The following is a 16,400-nucleotide window of genomic DNA, read 5'->3' as shown; positions in this document are numbered from 1 at the left end:
GCCCGCGGTCAGCGACCGCGACCGGGTCCTTCCCGGCTCCGCCGCCCGGGCCTTCGCCGCCGATTCGCTTCTCCGGCGGGTGGTCACCGACCCGGTGCGGGGCGTGGTGGACATCGGGCGGGCCCGGCGCACCTTCCCGGCGCGCATCCGCGAGGCCCTCGCCGCGGCGGCGGGCACCTGCCAGTGGGAGGGCGGGTGCCGGGTTCCGGCCCGGTGGTGCCAGGGGGATCACCGGACGGAGTGGTGGGAGGGCGGTTCCACCTCGGTGGGCAACGCCCAGCTCCTGTGCGGGCGGCACAACCGGGAGAAGCACATGCTCCGGGTGCGGGCCCACTTCCGGGCCCGCGGGGGTGGTGACCGGGGGGAATCCGACGATGACGACGGGTCCTGGCCACGGGTGGTGTAGGGCCGTGTACGACTTTCGTCGGGGGCGGGTCTGGAAGGCCGGCGGATGCCCGGCTGACCTGGTGATTCGTAGCGTCTTGGGTGTCCATGAGGCCGGTGTGGGGAGATCTGGTGCGCAAGACGCTGACACGACTGGTGCCCGCCGTGGGGCTGATCGCCGCGACGGTGGTGCTCGGGGCTCCGGAGGCGAGGGCGGGCGCGGAGCCTTCCATGGAGCCGTCCATGGAGCCGTCCATGGAGCCGTCCGCGGAGGACTTCGCGGCGTACGCGGAGGAGGCCTTCGCGTCCAGTGGGCTGCCGGGGCTCGAAGTCGCCGTCACCCATGGGGACGAGGTGCTGCTGGCGGAGGGGTACGGCACGGATTCGCGCGGGGAGCCGGTCACCGAGCACACCCCGATGCGCCTGGCGTCGGTCACCAAGTCGATGTCGGCCTACGGGGTGATGAACCTGGTCGAGCAGGGGGAGATCGACCTGGACGCCCCCGTGGCCGACCAGCTCCCCGAGTTCTCCATGGCCGATCCGCGGGCCGAGGAGATCACCCCGCGCCAGCTGCTCGACCAGACCTCGGGCCTGTCGGACCGCGACATCGACATCGCGGACCTGGAGGAGTCGCAGTCCCTGGAGGACTACGTGTCCCGGCTGGAGGACGACGGGCTCAGTACCGACCCCGGTGCCGAGTGGGCGTACTGCAACGTCAACTACAACGTCGCGGCCCGGTTGGTGGAGGTCGTCACCGGGCGGAGCTACGACTCCTATATGAAGGAGGAGGTCTTCGGGGCGCTGGGGATGGAGGAGACGACGCTCAGCGCCGCGGAGTCCGATCCGCCGAAGGGGCGCAACGAGCTGTTCGGGGTGTGGATCGAGCGGGAGGAGATCGGCGGCTTCCTCGACCACAGTGCCTCGGGCGGGGCGGTGTCCACCGCGTCCGACATGGGGCGCTGGCTGGTGTCGCAGACGGGGGAGGGGCCGGTCTCCCAGGACGGCCTCGACGCGATGCGCACGCCCGGCGAGAAGGAGGACTACGGTCTCGGGTGGGGGGTGGACGAGACCGAGGGGGGCAGGACGCTCCTCTCCCACTCGGGGAACCTGTTCACCTCGTACGCGGCGCACGGTGTCGTCCCGGAGACCGGGTACGGGTTCGCGGTCATGGCGGACAGTGCCCTGCTCACCGACGACACCTACACGATCATGGAAGGGCTCATCGCGGTCAGCGAGGGGCGTGAGCCCGCTCTTCCCGAGGGGGACGGCATGTACCAGTGGGTGCTGGGCGGGGTCACGCTGCTGGCGGCGGCGTCGGGGGCGGTCGGCGTCGCGCGTTCGCGGAGGTGGGCGGAGGCGCGGACGCCCCGCCCGCTGTGGGCCGCCGCGCTGCGGTGCGTCCCGCTGCTCATCCCGGTCGCGCTGATGCTGGGCTTCCGGGGGGTGATCACGTTTCTGACGAACGGGCGCCACGTCACCTGGGAGCAGCTGACGTACTTCTCGATCCCGCTCACCGTCGCGGTGTTCGCGGCCGGGCTGGCGGGGCTGGCGGTCATCGTCGCACGGGTGGCCGGTCTGGTGCGGGAACACGGGGAGCAGCGCGCGTGAGGAGACCGGGGAACGCCGCGGCCCTGGCGGTGATCGTGGCGGTGTGCACGGTCAACGCGCTGGGGACGGAGCAGCTGCCCGCGTGGCGGCAGGCGATATTCCTGCTGGTGCTGGTGGCCGCCTACCTGCACGGGAGGCGGCTGCCGTCGGTGCACGGGCCGTGGGTCCTGGCGGCCGGTCCGCTGGCGGGGCTGGTCGCCATGGCGGCGGTCGAGTTCTCCGAGGGGACGACCGTGCTGTTGTGCACGCTGGTCTTCGTGGCGCTGCCGTGGACCGTCGGCCGGTTCCGGGGGCAGCAGGCCGCGCTGGTCGTCGCCCAGCGGCAGAGGGTCGAGGCGTTGGAGCGGGAGCGTGCGTCGGTGGAGGAGGAGGCGCGGTTGCGCGAACGCGCGCGCATCGCCTCGGACATGCACGACTCCCTGGGGCACGACCTGGCGCTGATCGCGCTGAGGGCGGGGGCGTTGGAGCTGTCCCCGGGGCTGCCGGACGGGGGCCGGGACGCGGCGGCGGCGCTGCGTGCCCAGGCTGTGGAGGCGACGGACCGCTTGCGGGGGACGGTGGCGATGCTCCGGGGCGGTGCCGCCCCGGCGTCACCGTACGACGAGGAGGTCGAGGCGCTCGTGGAGCGCGCGCGGGAGGCGGGGCTGGACGTGCGGCTGTCGTCGGCGGCGTTCACGGCCGACCCGGAGGTGCAGTGGGCCGTCCGCCGCATCGTGAAGGAGGCGTTGACGAACGCGGCGCGGCACGCCCCCGGGGCGCCGGTCGAAGTGGAGGTCGCGGTGCGGGACGGCGGGGTCGGTGTGGTGGTGGTGAACGGGCTCCGGGCTCCGGTGGGCGCGAGGGGACCGGCGGGGACCGGGCTGGCGGGCCTGGCCGAGCGGGTGAGGCTGCTCGGCGGCGCGCTGCGCGCGGAGGAGGAGGGGGACCGGTTCGTGGTCGAGGCCCGGCTTCCGCTGCCGGAGGAGGAGGGGCGCGGGTGATCCGGGTGCTGATCGCGGACGACGAGTCGATGGTCCGGGCCGGCGTCCGGGCGATCCTGGAGACCGACCCGGGGATCGGGGTCGTGGCCGAGGCGGGCGACGGGCGCGAGGCGGTGGAGGCGGTGCTGGCGCACCGGCCGGACGTGGTGCTGCTGGACATCCGCATGCCGCGGATGGACGGCCTGGAGGCCGCCGCCGAGCTGCGCCGGGCCGCCCCGGAGGTGCGGACCGTGGTGCTGACCACCTTCGACGAGGAGGAGTACGTCGCGCGGGCGCTGGAGGAGGGCGCGGCGGGGTTCCTGCTGAAGGCCTCGGACCCCCGTGAGCTGACCGTGGGCGTGCGGGCGGTGGCCGACGGCGCGGCGTACCTGTCGCCGCGGATCGCCCAGGGGGTGATCGCGCGGCTGCGGGAGGGCGGCATGGGGCGCGAGCGCCGGGCGCGGGACCGCCTGGACGGGTTGACGGCGCGGGAGCGCGAGGTGCTGGCGCTGGTGGGCGAGGGGTTGACCAACCAGGAGATCGCGGGACGGCTGCACGTGTCGGAGGGGACGGTGAAGGCGCACGTGAGCGCGATCCTGCTGGAGCTGGAGGTGGGCAACCGGGTGCGTGCGGCGATCCTGGCCCATGAGGCGGGGCTCACACGCGGTTGATCGCGGACACGAAAGGTCCGCGATCGTTCCTAGCGTTCGGGGCATGACGACACACGAATCCCTGACCGTCCTGGTCACCGGCGCCACCGGCACCGTCGGGCGCGCCCTGGTGCGTCGGCTCCTCGCCGACGGGCACCGCGTCCGCGCGCTCACCCGCGACCCCGCGCGGGCGGTGCTCCCCGAGGGGTGCGCGGTGGTGGGCGGCGACCTCACCGACCCCTCGACCCTCGGCGCCGCCTTCCGCGGGGTGGACGCCGCGCACCTGATCACCTTCGGCGGCGACGACTTCGCCCCATTGGACACCGGGCCGCAGATCGCCGACCTGTGCGCGCGGAACGGCGCCCGCCGGGTCACGGTGCTGGGCGGCGACGTCGAGCCGGGCCCCGTCGAGGGGGCGGTGGAGGCCGCCGGCCTGTCCTGGACCCGCTTGGCGCCGGTGGAGTTCATGGCCAACAAGCGCGAGTGGGCGCCGTCGGTCGCCGCGGAGTCCACCGTGCGGGCGGCCTTCGCGGACGTGCCCAGCGCCCTGGTGCACGAGGCCGACATCGCCGACGTGGCCGCGGCCGTGCTCGCCTCGGACGGGCACGGCGGCCGGGAGTACCCGCTCACCGGGCCGGAGGCGCTGACCGTGCGGGACCAGGTGCGGATCGTCGCCGACGTCCTGGACCGGGACGTCCGGCTCGTCGAGCAGAGCCGGGAGGAGGCCGTGGAGGAGTGGCGGGCCGCCGGGTTCTCCGCCGAGGACATCGCGTTCTTCCTGGCCATGCGCACCGACCCGCCCGAGTTCGGGTACAGCGTCCGGCCGACGGTCCAGGAGGTGACCGGCCGTCCCGCGCGGACGTTCGCCCAGTGGGTGGGCGAGCACGCACTGGCGTTCACCTCCTGAACGTCGCATGGGCCGACTAGGGTCGGCCCATGCGCATGGAATTCGTCGCCGTCACCGTCGACTGCCAGGAGCCCCCGCGGCTCGCCGAGTGGTGGGCGTCCGCCCTGGACGCGGAGGTCACCGAGGCGGGGGAGGCGTTCGCGGTGGTCGCCTCCCGCCCGATCGAGCTGGCCTTCCAGCGGGTCCCGGAGGGGCGGGCGGGCAAGAACCGCGCCCATGTGGACTTCATGGCCGCCGACCGCGCCGCCGCGGTGGAGCGCCTGCGGGGCAAGGGGGCGGCCGTGGTGGGGGAGCACTCGGCCCCCGGCTTCGCGTGGACCGTGCTGCGGGACCCGGAGGGGAACGAGTTCTGCGTGTCGGAGCGGACGGCTGAGGCGGCTCGGAGGGATCAGGCGCCGATCCGCTTGTAGTAGATCCGCGTCCCCCGGAGCACCCCGTGCGGGTCCGCGGCGAAGTCGGGGATGACGCCGGCGGGGGTCCACCCGGCGCCGCCGTACAGGCGCTCGGCGGCGCTGCCGACCTCGGTGTCCAGGACGAGCAGGCTCACCCCGGCGCGCGCGGCGCCCTGCTCGGCCGCGTGGAGCAGGGTCCGGCCGAGGCCGCGTCCGCGGGCGTCGGGGTGGACCATGACCTTGACGACCTCGGCCCGGTGGGCGCCGTTGGGCATGGGGGAGAACGCGAGTCCGGCCGTTCCCAGGATCCGGCCGCCCGGCCCGGGGGCGGCCCAGACCCGCAGGCTCCCGTCGTCGACGGCGGGGCGGCGGGAGCGCCACCAGGCGGCGGCCCGGGCGGTGTCGAGGGGGGCGAGGAAGCCGAGCGAGGCGCCCGCGGCGACGGTCGCGGTGAGCAGGTCGGCGAGGGCGCCGATGCCGGCGCCGTACGCCTCGGGGGTCAGGGCGACGGGGCTCAGGGCGACGGGGGCCGGGGGGACGGCGGTCACGGGCGGACCATCACGACGGCGTAGCGGACCGGGTCGGGGCCGGGGCAGTGGAACCGGGTGGGTCCCCACAGGCGGAAGCGCAGGCAGTCACCTTCGTGGAGCCGGTGCTCGGTGCCGTCGGCGGTCAGGTGCAGGCCGCCGGAGAGGATCCACACGTGCTGTTCCAGGCCGGGTACGGGCGGGGCGGCGTAGCCGATGTCGGCGCCGGGGCGCAGTTCTCCGCGGACGATCTCGCCGCGCAGGCAGGGGTGGGGCGGGGAGACCGTGCGCCGGTCGAAACCGGCGGCCTCGTCCCTCCAGAGGTCCTGGTCGGCGGCGCGGACGAGGCGCGGGGGCTCCGGTTCGGCCTCGGCGAGCAGGTGGGAGGCGGTGCGGCCGTAGGCGGTGCTCAGGGCGCCGAGCATGGCGGCGGTGGGGCTGATCTCGGCGCGCTCGATCCGGGAGAGCGTGGAGCGGCTGATGCCGGTGGTGCGGGCCAGGGCGTCCAGGGACCGGCCGTGTTCGGCGCGGAGCGCGGCGAGCCGCCGGGCGAGGCGGGCGGTGGTGTCATCGCGGGCGTCTCCCATATCCGGGAAGATATCCCGAATCCGAGAGGAGGGGAAGGGGTCAGCCCTCGTCCTCCAGGAGGCCGTCGATGAGGTCTCCCAGGACCAGGGCGCGCTCGGCCCCGGTCATCGCCTCCAGCTCGTCGAGGGCCGCCGCGGTGTCCACCCGGTCGCCCGAGCGCGAGCCGATGATGCACAGCAGGGCGATCTCCCGGGTAGGGGAGGTCAGGAAGCGCACCTCCGTCGGCGGGGCGAGGTCGTGCAGGGAGGAGGGGTAGCGGGAGTGCCGGTCGCGCCACTGCGCCGCGCGTTTGAGGGCGAACCCGTGCAGGAGCGAGGCGAGCACGTCGGGGGCGGCCAGCGCCTCCTCCTCGGAGCGGGTGCGGCAGTCGGCGCAGTTGGCCAGTTCGGCCTTGAGCAGGCGCCGTGCCGAGGGGTGGGCGACGTGCTCGGCGTTGAGCTTGCTCGGGTGACGGTGCGCCATGCGGCACAGGGTAGTGCCGATGCATGTGCAGGTGGCGCGATTCGGCGGGAATGTAGTTGAATCTTGAACTGTTCTTCCGGGTGCACCCATCCGCCCGAGGAGGCCCCATGGACGTGAGACCGAGCGGCATCCACCACGTCACCGCCATCGCGAGCGACCCGCAGGCCAACGCCGACTTCTACCTGAACGCGCTGGGCATGCGGCTGGTCAAGCGGACGGTCAACTTCGACGCGCCCGAGACCTACCACCTGTACTACGGCGACCGTGCGGGCAACCCCGGCACCGTGATGACGTTCTTCCCCTGGCCGGGCGCCCCCAAGGGCCGCCTCGGCGCCGGGCAGGCCACCACCACCTCCTTCGCGGTGCCCGAGGGGTCGCTGGGCTGGTGGTCGGAGCACCTGGCCGCGCTCGGCGTGCGGGCCGAGCGGCCCACCGAGCGCATCGAGGAGGACGTGCTGTCCCTGCGCGACCCCGACGGCCTGGTCGTCGAGCTGGTCGCGAGCGCCGACACCCACGACACCGACCCCTGGGACGGCGGGGCGGTCCCCGCCGAGCACGCCATCCGCGGCATCCGGTCGGTCACCCTCACCGAGCACGACCCCGACGGCACCGCCGCCATGCTCGGCGGCACGCTGGGGTTCGCCCCGGTCGCCGAGGACGGCCCCCGGTACCGGTTCCGGACCGGCCCGAGCACCGAGGGCGTGGGCACCATCGTCGACGTGCTCGCCGCCCCCGGGGCCGAGCAGGGGCTCGTCGCCGCCGGGACCGTGCACCACGTCGCCTACCGCGCCCCGGACGGCCCCACCCAGGAGGCCTGGCGCGGGGCGCTGGCCGACGGCGGCGTCGACGTCACCGAGGTGCGCGACCGCTCCTACTTCACCTCCGTCTACTTCCGCGAGCCCGGCGGCGTGCTGCTGGAGATCGCCACCGACGGCCCCGGGTTCGACTACGACGAGCCGCTGCTGCGGCTCGGCCGGGACCTGCGGCTGCCGCCGTGGCTGGAGCCGCGCCGCGAGGAGATCGAGCGGCACCTTCCCGAGCTGGTGGTGGAGGCGCAGTGAACACGGGGACGGAGGACCCGGGGCTGGTCCACGTGCTGGAGCCGGGGCGGCCCGGGGCGCCGGTCCTGCTGCTCCTGCACGGCACCGGCGCCGACGAGAACGACCTGCTCGGGCTGGGACGGGCCCTGCACCCCGGGGCCGCGCTCCTGTCGCCCCGGGGCACGGTGGACGAGAACGGCGCCGCCCGCTGGTTCCGGCGGCTGCGCGAGGGCGTGTTCGACGTCGACGACGTGGTGGAGCGCGCCGCCGAGCTGGCCGGGTTCGTCCAGCGGGCCACGGTGGCCTACGGGCTGGACCCCCGGCGCATCGTGGCGGCCGGGTTCTCCAACGGCGCCAACATCGCCGCCGCCCTGCTGCTCCTGCACCCGGGGCTGCTCCGGGCCGCGGCGCTGTTCGCCTCGGCGGCCCCGCTGCAGGGGCGCGACCCGGGGACGGCCGACCTGTCGGGGACCGACGTGTTCATGGGGGCGGGCACCGCCGACCCCGTCACGCCGGTCGGCCAGGCGCGGCTGCTGGCCGACCAGCTCCGCGACCGCGGCGCCGAGGTCGAGATGCGCGAGCACCCGGGCGGCCACACCCTCCCTCCGGCGGTGGCGGGGGCGGCTCGGGAATGGCTGGCCGGGCTACGATGACCGGCATGGACACGGTGGAGTGGCTGAGCGGGCACGAGCAGAGCGTGTGGCGGAGCCTGCTGCGGGCGCAGTCGCGGATCGAGTCCGAGCTCGACCGGGACCTGCAGCGCGAGAGCGGGCTGAGCCTGGTCGAGTACGGCATCCTCGTGTCCCTGTCGGAGGCCGACGGCGAGCGCATGCGGATGCGGCACCTGGCCGACAGCGTCATCGTCTCCAAGAGCCGCCTGACCCACCAGATCACCCGCCTGGAGCGGATGGGGTACGTGCGCCGAGAGCCGTGCGCGGACGACCGCCGGGGGTACTGGGCGGTCCTGACGGCCGAGGGCGGCGCCGCCCTGGCGGCCGCCGCCCGGGGCCATGTGGCCAAGGTGCGCGAGCGCGTGTTCGACCGGCTCACGCCCGACCAGGTGCAGGTGCTGGGGGAGGTCATGGGGGCGTTGGAGCGGCCTTAGGCGAGCATCCCGCCGTCGACCCGCAGGACCGTTCCGGTGACGTAGGACGCGCGGTCGCTGAGCATCCACGCCGCTGCCTCGGCGACCTCGGACGGGTCGGCGGCGCGGCCGAGGGGGGTGCGCCCGTTGAGGGCGTCGATCACTCCGGGCGACTCGGCCTCCCAGCCCTGCAGCATCTCGGTCAGCGTGGTGCCCGGCGCGATCGCGTTGACCCGGATGCCCTCGGGCCCGTAGGTGCGGGCGGCCGACTCGGTGAGGCTGTTGAGCGCGCGCTTCATCGCCCCGTAGGCGGGGAGCTCCGGGTTGGCCATCAGCGACCCGACACTGGAGGTGTTCACGATGGATCCGGTCCCGGCGGTGGCGCGGATCGCGGCGGCCTCGGCGGACACCGCCCGCCAGGGGCCGCGGAGGTTCACCCGGTAGACGTGGTCGAGCACGTCGTCGCCGGTGGTGTCCACGGGGCCGGGCCGCTGGCCCGCCGCGCCGTTGTTGAAGGCGCCGTCGAGCCGTCCGAACAGGTCGGCGGTGCGGTCCGCGGCGGCGCGTACGGAGCCGGCGTCGTCCAGGTCGCACAGCGCGTACTCGGCGGTTCCGCCCTCGGCGCGGATGCCGGCGGTGATCTCGGCGAGCCGCTCCCCGCTGCGGGCGGCGAGCAGCACGCGGGCGCCCTCCCGGGCGAACAGGCGGGCCGCCGCCGCCCCGATGCCGCGGCTGGCCCCGACGATCAGCAGGGCCTTGCCGTCGAGGAGTCCGGTGGTCTTCGTGGTCGTGTCCATGGCGCCGACTGTGCCCCGGGGTGCGGGTGCTCAGCCAGGCACGGGCGGTACCTGGCAGAGCGGGGCGGCGGGGAGCACACTGGAGCGGTGGACAGACGAGAACTGGGCTCCTTCCTGCGCAGCCGCCGCGAGCGGATCTCCCCGGAGGAGGTGGGGCTGCCCGCGGGGCGGCGCCGCCGGACCCCGGGCCTGCGGCGGGAGGAGGTGGCGCGGCTCGCGTTCATCTCGACGGAGTACTACACGCGGCTGGAGCAGGCGCGCGCCCCGCGCCCTTCGCGCGAGGTGCTGGCGGGGGTGGCCCGCGCGCTGCGGTTGTCGGACGCCGAGCGCGAACACATGCACCACTTGGCGGGCTCTCCGCCGGGGCCGCCGTCCGGTCCCTCCCGCGAGGTGCGGCCGAGCATCCTGGCGCTGCTGGAGCGGCTGCCGAACGCGGCGGCGATGGTGCTGTCGGCGACCTATGAGGTGATCGCCTGGAACGCGCTGGCGGCCGCGCTGCTGGAGGACTTCTCGGCGGTGCCGCCGCGCGGCCGCAACCTGCTGCGCCGGTACTTCCTCGGGTCGGGGCGGGAGCTGTTCAGCACGGGGGCCGACGGGTTCGCGGGCTCGGCGGCGCGGCGGCTGCGCGCGGCCGCCGCGCGCTACCCGGACGACCCGGAGGTGGCGGGGCTGGTGCGGGAGCTGCTGGAGGGCAGCGCCGAGTTCGCCGAGCTGTGGGATTCGCACGACGTGTGCGCCCGGCCGGCGCTGTGCAAGACGCTGCGGCACCCGGTGGTGGGGCCGGTGACGGTGGTGTGCGACGTCCTCGACATCGCCGACCGGGACCAGCAGGTGGTGATCTACACGGCCGAGCCGGGGACGCCCGCGGAGGAGGCGCTGCGCCTGCTGTCGGTGGTGGGCACCCAGCGCATGGCGTCCGAGGGCGTCTAGAACAGCACCGCCTCAGAACAGCACCGCCTCAGAACAACACCGGCACCGCCATGGCCAGGCCCCCGGCGGCGGTGACGGCGGTCTTGGCGAATCCGGAGGCCAGCCCGGCCGCGTCCGGCGGGGCGGAGTCCTGGACCGCGACCAGGGCCAGGGCGTTGGCGGTGCCCAGGGCCAGCCCGCACGCGGTCAGGGCCGCCGCGACCAGCGGGACCGACGGGAGGGCGCCGAGCGGGGCGAGCAGGCCCGTCCCCGTGACGATGAGGCCGATGAGCACGGGGACCGGCCGTGCCGCCGCCCGGCCCGCGAGCGGGCCGCCCGCCGCGACGGCGAGCGAGGGGGCGGCGAAGACGATCCCGGCGGCCGCCGCCTCCAGCCCCCACGTCCGCTGCAGGGCGAGCGGCCCCGCGAAGAGCCACACCACGGTCGCGGCGTTGGCGGCCGCCCCGAGCGCGGCCGCCGGGGCGACGGCGCGCAGCACCCGGATCGGCCGGGCGCCCGGTGCGCGTCCCGGTGCGCGTCCCGGTGTTCGGCGCGGTGGCGGGGACGGCTCCCGCACCGTGAGGGCGGCTCCGGCAGCGGCGGCGGTCAGGGGCACCACCGCCCAGAACACCCAGGGCCACCCGGCCAGGGAGGTCAGCGCGCCGCCCGCGACGGGGCCGACAGCGGTGGCCAGCCCGGCCGCCCCCAGTGCGCGGCCCGTGGCGCGGGCGGCCCGCCCGCCGGGCGCCGTCCGGGCGACCAGCGCCAGCCCGGCGGGCATCACCAGGCCGCCGCCGATCCCCTGGAGGGCGCGGAAGGCGATGAGGGCCGCGGGCGTCGGGGCCGATGCGCACAGTGCCGATCCTGCGGCGAAGGCCGCGAGCCCGGCGAGGAGCACCCTGCGGTGGCCGACCCGGTCCCCGGCGCTCCCGCCGGGCACCATGGCGGCCCCGCAGGCGAGCAGGTAGGCGGCGACGGCGGCGGGCAGCCGGTCGGCGGCCACCCCGAGGTCGGCGCCGATGGACGGCAGGGCGAGGTTGAGGGCGAAGGAGTCGAACTGGACGCTGAACGCGCCCAGGCCGAAGGCCCAGACGGCGGGCCGGTGGTGCGTCCGGTGCATGAGGAGGGTCCCCGTTCTCGGCGGATGCGGGCATGGCAGGGCCAGGCCGAGGCAGGGATTGAGAAGAGGGGGATCGAGAAGGGAACGCGCTCAGCGCGGGGAATCCGGTGGTCCGGACGGAGAACGGCTATCGCAGCCGGATGCCTTCGAGGCGGAGCAGGTGCTCCTTGCGCTCGACGCCCCCACCGTACCCGACCATCGAGCCGTCGGCTCCGATCACCCTGTGGCACGGGACCACGATCGACAGCGGGTTCCGGTTGTTCGCCGTGCCCACGGCGCGCGACGCCCCGGGCGCCTCCAGGGCCCCGGCGATGTCCCCGTAGCTCACCGTCGCCCCGTAGGGGATGGCCGTGAGCTGCCGCCACACCCTGCGCTGGAACGGGGTGCCCCTCGCCGCCAGCGGAACCGAGAACTCCTTCAGGTCCCCGGCGAAGTAGGCCTCCAGCTCCTTGACCGCCGTGCCGAAGGCGTCCGGCGCGCGCTCGGCGCCCTCCGGGACCGCGGCGGGGGACATGTGGACCCCGGTCAGGGCCTCGCCGTCGCCCAGCAGCAGGAGGTCGCCGAGCGGCGACCCCGCCACCGTGTAGAGGAGCGGGCCGGGCCCCGGCTCGCGCAGGTCGGCGGGCGTCCGCCACTGCGGGCCCGCGGGGGGCAGGTCGAAAGGCAGGGGCTCCATGTCACTCCTCGCTCTCGCGGCTGTCCCAGGCCCACAGGTAGTGCGTGGCATAGGAACGGTACGGGCTCCACGCGCGGACCGCGCCACCGCCGGGAATACCGCCGGGAATACCGCCGGGAACGCCGCCGGACGTGCCGCCCAGGCGCTGCAGCGCCTTGCGCACCCCCAGATCCCCGGCCAGGAACACGTCGGGGTCCCCGAGGGCCCGCATCCGGATGTAGTCGGCGGTCCACGGCCCGATCCCCCGGACCGCGAGAAGCCGCTCCGCCGCCTCCTCGCGGTCGGCGCCGGGGCCCAGGTCGATGGCGCCGGACGCCAGCGCCTCGCACAGGCCGACCAGCGCCCGCCCCCGCGAGCGCGGCATCGGCAGGTCGGCCGGGTCAGCGGCGGCCAGCGCCTCGGGCCGCGGGAACGCCCGTACCAGCTCCCCGGACGGTGCCGCCAACGGCTTGCCGTACCGTTCGGCGATCCGCCCGGCGGCGGTGCGCGCGGCCGCCACCGACACCTGCTGGCCCACCACCGCCCGCACCGCGTACTCGTCCGGGTCGGCGGCGCCGGGCGCGCGCAGGCCGGGCAGCGCCCGCACCGCGGGCGCCAGCACCGGGTCGGCGCCCAGCACCTCGGCCACCGCGCCCGGGTCGGTGTCCAGGTCGAGCAGGCGCCGCAGCCGCTCCACGGCGGTGCCCAGGTCGCGCAGGTCCGCCAGGTGCAGCCGGCAGGGCAGGTGGGGTGGGCCCGACGCGGTGCCCGGCGCCAGGTCGACCTCGGCGATGCCGGTGCCGTGCGGCAGGTCGAGGACCCGGCGGTACCGGCCGCCGCGCACCTCCTCCACCCCGGGGACGGCCCGCGCCCCGAGGAAGGCGCGCATGTGCGCGTGGGCGATGGGGGCGCGCAGCGGCAGGCGCAGCCGCGCCCCGTCGGCGGGCGCCTCGGCCCGGTGCGGCGAGCGCTCCCGCATCTGTCCGGGCGTGCGGTCGAAGACCTCCCGCACGGTCGCGTTGAACTGCCGGATGCTGGCGAACCCGGCGGCGAACGCGACGTCGGAGACCGGCATCGCCGTGGTCTCGATGAGCACCCGCGCGGTCTGGGCCCTGCGCGCCCGGGCCAGCGCCAGCGGCCCCGCCCCCAGCTCGTCGGTGAGCATCCGGTTGAGCTGCCGCTCGCTGTAGCCGACGGCCGCGGCCAGGGCGGGCACGCCGCCGCGGTCGACCTCGCCGTCGGCGATGAGCCGCATGGCGCGGCCCACGGCGTCGGCGCGCGCGTTCCACTCCGGCGACCCGGGGGAGGCGTCGGGGCGGCACCTCTTGCAGGCGCGGAACCCGGCGCCCTGGGCGGCGGCGGCCGAGCGGTAGAAGCGGACGTTGGCCCGCTTGGGGACGGTGGCCGGGCAGCTGGGACGGCAGTAGATCCCGGTGCTGGTCACGGCCAGGTAGAACACGCCGTCGAACCGGGCGTCCTTGCCCCGGACGGCACGGTAGAGCTGCTCGTCGTCCATGTCCGCGATGGTCACGTCCCCATTGTGCGCCCGGCGGGCGGGGCGGGACCGGCGGATTTCGGACATGGACGTGGAGGGGGCCGGTCAGCCGTCGCCGTGCTCGCTCAGGTAGGCGATGTACAGCGGCCGCAGCGCCTCCTGCACCTCCGGGTCGCCCTCCGCCGACAGGGCCTCGCTGACCCGCGCCGACGCCGTCGCGATGCCCGCCTCGCTCGCCTCCAGGTGGCCCGCCGCCGCCTCCGCGGCGGGGATGCTGCGCAGCAGCCGCCAGAAGAACTGCACGTCCCACCGGTGCTTGGCGAGCGCGAACGCGCGCTCGCGGAGCTCGTCGGTGCTGAGCCGCTCCAGGCGGTCGAGGTCGTCGCCCATACCGGACAGATACCCGCGCCCCGGTGCGTTCAATTGCGAGTGACCTGCGTTACGCTGCACCCACGGTGCCGGAGATCGCAGGAGGTACGTGGCATGGGTGCGTCATCGGCGGTTCGGGTCGTCATCGCCAAACCGGGGCTCGACGGCCACGACCGGGGGGTGAAGGTCGTCGCCCGCGCCCTGCGCGACGCCGGGGTCGAGGTGATCTACACCGGCCTGCGGCAGACCCCGGAGATGATCGTCAGCGCCGCCCTGCAGGAGGACGCGGACGCCATCGGCCTGTCGGTGCTCTCCGGTGCGCACATGACCATCTTCGCGCGGGTCGTGGAGCTGCTGGAGGAGAACGGCGCCACCGACGTCAAGGTGTTCGGCGGCGGCATCATCCCCGAAGCGGACATCCCCGAGCTGGAGCGCCTGGGCGTCGCCAAGATCTTCACGCCGGGCGCCACCACCGCCGAGATCGGCGACTGGGTGCGCGGCAACATCCACGCGCTGCACGCCGCCGGGTAGGGGCCGGGGCGCGGCCCGGGGGCGGGGCGGGAGTGGCGCCGCTCACGTCTCTACACTTGTGGGCTCGTGCTCTCCGATGCCCTGCCCGCGCTCTCCGACATCCCCCCGCAGATCCTCGCCCTGCTGCTCATCGCCGCCATGGCGGCCGGATGGGTCGACGCCGTCGTCGGCGGGGGCGGGCTGCTCCTGCTCCCCGTCCTGCTGGTGGCGTTCCCCGGCGCGCCGGTCGCCCCGCTGCTGGGCACCAACAAGCTGACCGCCGTGTTCGGCACCGCCTCGGCCGCGGCCGCCTACGCCCGCAAGGTGCGGCTGCGGCACCGCCTGGTGTGGCCGGCCGCGGGGCTGGCGCTCCTGGGCGCCGGGGCCGGGGCCGCCCTGGCCGGGGCGATCTCCTCGGACGCGCTGCGCCCCATCGTCATGCTCGTGCTCGCGGCGGTGCTGGTCACCGTCATCGTGCGCCCCGCACTGGGGTCCTCGGCCGACACGGCGCGGTCCACCCCGCGCCGGATCGCCGCCGCCGTGCTGATCGCCGGGGCGGGGGTGGCCTTCTACGACGGGCTCATCGGGCCCGGCACCGGCACCTTCCTGATCATCGCGTTCACCGCGGTCACCGGTATGGACTTCGTCTCCGCGTCGGCGTCGGCCAAGATCGTCAACACCGCCACCAACGTCGGGGCGCTGGCCGTGTTCGCGGCCAACGGCGACGTCCTGTGGGCGATGGGCCTGGCGCTGGCCGCGTGCAACGTCGCCGGGGCGCAGATCGGCGCCCGCATGGCGCTGCGGCGCGGGGCCGGATTCGTGCGCGCGGTGCTGGTCGTGGTGGTGGCGGCGCTGCTGGCGAAGCTGGCCTGGGAGTGGCTCTCCGGGGTGCTGTGAAGGGCGATGTGACGGGTCACACGAATTCTCACGGCATCCCCTGGCAGTGGCCCGGTGGGATTCCTCTCGAAACGGTGCTTTGACTGGTCACCGGCCCCCCGGTGGCAGCTCGCAAGCCCCGGGAGGACTAAGCTTCCGCATGTTGCGGATGGAATCATCAAAGGAACTTACAACGCGGACCAGCGGGCCAAGGTTCCCGCCGGCCCGGTGCGAGTGACACGCCTCCGCAGACCACTGCAGCCAGCGAGTAACAAGGACGGACCCTCGTGGACCTGTTCGAATACCAGGCGAAGGCGCTCTTCGCGGAGCACGGGGTCCCGGTACCCCAGGGGAAGGTGGCGAGCACGGCCGATGAGGCGCGTGCCATCGCCGAGGAGTTCGCGGCGGCAGGCACGTCCCGTGTTGTCGTCAAGGCGCAGGTCAAGACCGGCGGCCGCGGCAAGGCCGGCGGCGTGAAGGTGGCCGACGGGCCCGAGGACGCCCGGGCCAAGGCCGAGCAGATCCTCGGCATGGACATCAAGGGCCACACCGTGCACCGCGTCCTGGTCGAAGAGGCCAGCGACATCGCGGAGGAGTACTACTTCTCCTTCCTGCTGGACCGGGCCAACCGCACCTTCCTGTCGATCTGCTCCGCCGAGGGCGGTGTGGAGATCGAGGAGGTCGCCGAGACCGACCCCGACGCCGTGGCCAAGGTCGCCGTCGACGCCCTGCAGGGCGCCCCGGCCGACGTCGCCGCGGAGATCGTCCGGCAGGGCAAGCTGCCGGAGAAGGCCGCCCAGGGCGCCGCCGAGCTGATCACCAGGCTCTGGGACGTCTTCGTCGCCAAGGACGCCACCCTGGTCGAGGTCAACCCGATGATCCTGACCGGTGACGGGCGCGTCGTGGCGCTCGACGGCAAGGTCACCCTGGACGAGAACGCCGAGTTCCGCCAGGACCTGGAGAGCCTGGCCTCGGCCGCCGAGGGCGACCCCCTCGAGGTCAAGGCCAAGGAGAAGGGCCTGAACTACGTCAAGCTCGACGGTCGGGTCGGCATCATCGGCAACGGTG

The 16,400-nt window shown here is 75.1% G+C and carries 21 protein-coding genes; 13 read left to right on the top strand and 8 right to left on the bottom strand.

Going from position 1 to position 16,400, the window contains the following annotated elements:
• From O4U47_RS30005 to O4U47_RS29980, 6 genes are all read left to right on the top strand, one after another.
• A partial coding sequence (locus O4U47_RS30005) for an HNH endonuclease signature motif containing protein (RefSeq protein ID WP_270681365.1) occupies positions 1-406 on the top strand: 406 nt, incomplete at its 5' end.
• A gap of 110 nt (positions 407-516) precedes the next feature.
• Complete coding sequence (locus tag O4U47_RS30000) at positions 517-1,992, top strand: serine hydrolase domain-containing protein (protein ID WP_270681364.1); 1,476 nt, start codon at positions 517-519, stop codon at positions 1,990-1,992.
• Positions 1,989-2,972, top strand: a complete 984-nt coding sequence (locus O4U47_RS29995) for a sensor histidine kinase (RefSeq protein WP_270681363.1) — start codon at positions 1,989-1,991, stop codon at positions 2,970-2,972. Before O4U47_RS30000 ends, O4U47_RS29995 begins: the two co-directional genes overlap by 4 nt.
• Positions 2,969-3,622 (top strand): response regulator, encoded by a 654-nt coding sequence (locus O4U47_RS29990; protein WP_270681362.1) that lies wholly within the window; start codon positions 2,969-2,971, stop codon positions 3,620-3,622. Before O4U47_RS29995 ends, O4U47_RS29990 begins: the two co-directional genes overlap by 4 nt.
• A 43-nt stretch (positions 3,623-3,665) precedes the next feature.
• Positions 3,666-4,508: an SDR family oxidoreductase gene (locus tag O4U47_RS29985; RefSeq protein WP_270681361.1), complete on the top strand. Its 843-nt coding sequence runs from the start codon at positions 3,666-3,668 to the stop codon at positions 4,506-4,508.
• Positions 4,509-4,537: 29 nt separating this feature from the next.
• Positions 4,538-4,918: a VOC family protein gene (locus tag O4U47_RS29980; RefSeq protein WP_270681360.1), complete on the top strand. Its 381-nt coding sequence runs from the start codon at positions 4,538-4,540 to the stop codon at positions 4,916-4,918.
• Here the strand turns inward: O4U47_RS29980 and O4U47_RS29975 are convergent.
• From O4U47_RS29975 to O4U47_RS29965, 3 genes are read right to left on the bottom strand one after another with little or no spacing between them, the layout of a single operon-like run.
• Positions 4,897-5,448 (bottom strand): GNAT family N-acetyltransferase, encoded by a 552-nt coding sequence (locus tag O4U47_RS29975; RefSeq protein ID WP_270681359.1) that lies wholly within the window; start codon positions 5,446-5,448, stop codon positions 4,897-4,899. The two genes, O4U47_RS29980 and O4U47_RS29975, sit on opposite strands and share 22 nt — an antisense overlap.
• The gene (locus O4U47_RS29970; RefSeq protein ID WP_270681358.1) at positions 5,445-6,014 is read right to left on the bottom strand and encodes a helix-turn-helix domain-containing protein; all 570 of its coding nucleotides are present in this window, start codon (positions 6,012-6,014) and stop codon (positions 5,445-5,447) included. Before O4U47_RS29970 ends, O4U47_RS29975 begins: the two co-directional genes overlap by 4 nt.
• Positions 6,015-6,054: 40 nt before the next feature.
• Positions 6,055-6,477 carry a hypothetical protein gene (locus O4U47_RS29965; protein WP_270681357.1) on the bottom strand — a complete coding sequence of 141 codons (423 nt, stop codon included), beginning with the start codon at positions 6,475-6,477 and terminating at the stop codon, positions 6,055-6,057.
• Positions 6,478-6,584: 107 nt separating this feature from the next.
• Between O4U47_RS29965 and O4U47_RS29960 the strand changes: the two genes are divergently transcribed.
• Genes O4U47_RS29960 through O4U47_RS29950 form a run of 3 tightly spaced genes read left to right on the top strand, consistent with a single transcriptional unit; the run spans position 6,585 to position 8,622 of the window.
• Entirely contained in the window at positions 6,585-7,538 is a 954-nt protein-coding gene (locus O4U47_RS29960; protein WP_270681356.1) for a VOC family protein, read from the top strand.
• On the top strand, positions 7,535-8,170 hold the full coding sequence (locus tag O4U47_RS29955; protein WP_270681355.1) for an alpha/beta hydrolase: 636 nt from the start codon (positions 7,535-7,537) through the stop codon (positions 8,168-8,170). Before O4U47_RS29960 ends, O4U47_RS29955 begins: the two co-directional genes overlap by 4 nt.
• On the top strand, positions 8,167-8,622 hold the full coding sequence (locus tag O4U47_RS29950) for a MarR family winged helix-turn-helix transcriptional regulator (protein WP_270681354.1): 456 nt from the start codon (positions 8,167-8,169) through the stop codon (positions 8,620-8,622). The genes O4U47_RS29955 and O4U47_RS29950 overlap by 4 nt, the downstream gene beginning before the upstream one ends.
• On the opposite strand, the gene O4U47_RS29945 is transcribed toward O4U47_RS29950, so the two are convergent.
• Entirely contained in the window at positions 8,619-9,398 is a 780-nt protein-coding gene (locus O4U47_RS29945) for an SDR family NAD(P)-dependent oxidoreductase (RefSeq protein ID WP_270681353.1), read from the bottom strand. The two genes, O4U47_RS29950 and O4U47_RS29945, sit on opposite strands and share 4 nt — an antisense overlap.
• Before the next feature lie 87 nt (positions 9,399-9,485).
• Between O4U47_RS29945 and O4U47_RS29940 the strand changes: the two genes are divergently transcribed.
• Positions 9,486-10,328 (top strand): helix-turn-helix transcriptional regulator, encoded by an 843-nt coding sequence (locus tag O4U47_RS29940; RefSeq protein ID WP_270681352.1) that lies wholly within the window; start codon positions 9,486-9,488, stop codon positions 10,326-10,328.
• Between the two features lie 28 nt (positions 10,329-10,356).
• Here the strand turns inward: O4U47_RS29940 and O4U47_RS29935 are convergent, their stop codons facing one another.
• The 4 genes from O4U47_RS29935 to O4U47_RS29920 form a co-directional block, all read right to left on the bottom strand.
• Positions 10,357-11,427 carry an MFS transporter gene (locus O4U47_RS29935; RefSeq protein WP_270681351.1) on the bottom strand — a complete coding sequence of 357 codons (1,071 nt, stop codon included), beginning with the start codon at positions 11,425-11,427 and terminating at the stop codon, positions 10,357-10,359.
• Between the two features lie 127 nt (positions 11,428-11,554).
• Positions 11,555-12,103, bottom strand: a complete 549-nt coding sequence (locus O4U47_RS29930; protein ID WP_270681350.1) for a methylated-DNA--[protein]-cysteine S-methyltransferase — start codon at positions 12,101-12,103, stop codon at positions 11,555-11,557.
• 1 nt (position 12,104) lies between these two features.
• A complete protein-coding gene (locus tag O4U47_RS29925) occupies positions 12,105-13,598 on the bottom strand; it encodes an AlkA N-terminal domain-containing protein (RefSeq protein ID WP_270681367.1) in 1,494 nt (497 codons plus the stop codon).
• Between the two features lie 84 nt (positions 13,599-13,682).
• Positions 13,683-13,967: a hypothetical protein gene (locus O4U47_RS29920; protein ID WP_270681349.1), complete on the bottom strand. Its 285-nt coding sequence runs from the start codon at positions 13,965-13,967 to the stop codon at positions 13,683-13,685.
• Between the two features lie 93 nt (positions 13,968-14,060).
• On the opposite strand from O4U47_RS29920, the gene O4U47_RS29915 reads away from it, so the two are divergent.
• From O4U47_RS29915 to O4U47_RS29905, 3 genes are all read left to right on the top strand, one after another.
• Entirely contained in the window at positions 14,061-14,477 is a 417-nt protein-coding gene (locus tag O4U47_RS29915; protein WP_270681348.1) for a cobalamin B12-binding domain-containing protein, read from the top strand.
• A 66-nt stretch (positions 14,478-14,543) separates the two neighbouring features.
• The gene (locus O4U47_RS29910) at positions 14,544-15,353 is read left to right on the top strand and encodes a sulfite exporter TauE/SafE family protein (protein WP_408639052.1); all 810 of its coding nucleotides are present in this window, start codon (positions 14,544-14,546) and stop codon (positions 15,351-15,353) included.
• A 266-nt stretch (positions 15,354-15,619) separates the two neighbouring features.
• A partial coding sequence (locus tag O4U47_RS29905) for an ATP-grasp domain-containing protein (protein WP_270681347.1) occupies positions 15,620-16,400 on the top strand: 781 nt, incomplete at its 3' end.

The organism is Nocardiopsis suaedae (assembly GCF_027706745.1).
In the GTDB taxonomy this organism is placed as follows: domain Bacteria; phylum Actinomycetota; class Actinomycetes; order Streptosporangiales; family Streptosporangiaceae; genus Nocardiopsis_A; species Nocardiopsis_A suaedae.
Note: the sequence above shows the minus strand (reverse complement) of the source record. Positions and strands in the feature narration are given on the sequence as shown.

What these genes read in the sequence shown, in the direction of transcription:
- O4U47_RS29985 (WP_270681361.1), top strand. Translation starts at nt 3,666, where the DNA reads ATGACGACACACGAATCCCTGACCGTCCTGGTCACCGGCGCCACCGGC.
- O4U47_RS29980 (WP_270681360.1), top strand. Translation starts at nt 4,538, where the DNA reads ATGCGCATGGAATTCGTCGCCGTCACCGTCGACTGCCAGGAGCCCCCG.
- O4U47_RS29970 (WP_270681358.1), bottom strand. Translation starts at nt 6,014, where the DNA reads ATGGGAGACGCCCGCGATGACACCACCGCCCGCCTCGCCCGGCGGCTC.
- O4U47_RS29965 (WP_270681357.1), bottom strand. Translation starts at nt 6,477, where the DNA reads ATGGCGCACCGTCACCCGAGCAAGCTCAACGCCGAGCACGTCGCCCAC.
- O4U47_RS29960 (WP_270681356.1), top strand. Translation starts at nt 6,585, where the DNA reads ATGGACGTGAGACCGAGCGGCATCCACCACGTCACCGCCATCGCGAGC.
- O4U47_RS29950 (WP_270681354.1), top strand. Translation starts at nt 8,167, where the DNA reads ATGACCGGCATGGACACGGTGGAGTGGCTGAGCGGGCACGAGCAGAGC.
- O4U47_RS29945 (WP_270681353.1), bottom strand. Translation starts at nt 9,398, where the DNA reads ATGGACACGACCACGAAGACCACCGGACTCCTCGACGGCAAGGCCCTG.
- O4U47_RS29935 (WP_270681351.1), bottom strand. Translation starts at nt 11,427, where the DNA reads ATGCACCGGACGCACCACCGGCCCGCCGTCTGGGCCTTCGGCCTGGGC.
- O4U47_RS29930 (WP_270681350.1), bottom strand. Translation starts at nt 12,103, where the DNA reads ATGGAGCCCCTGCCTTTCGACCTGCCCCCCGCGGGCCCGCAGTGGCGG.
- O4U47_RS29925 (WP_270681367.1), bottom strand. Translation starts at nt 13,598, where the DNA reads ATGGACGACGAGCAGCTCTACCGTGCCGTCCGGGGCAAGGACGCCCGG.
- O4U47_RS29920 (WP_270681349.1), bottom strand. Translation starts at nt 13,967, where the DNA reads ATGGGCGACGACCTCGACCGCCTGGAGCGGCTCAGCACCGACGAGCTC.
- O4U47_RS29915 (WP_270681348.1), top strand. Translation starts at nt 14,061, where the DNA reads ATGGGTGCGTCATCGGCGGTTCGGGTCGTCATCGCCAAACCGGGGCTC.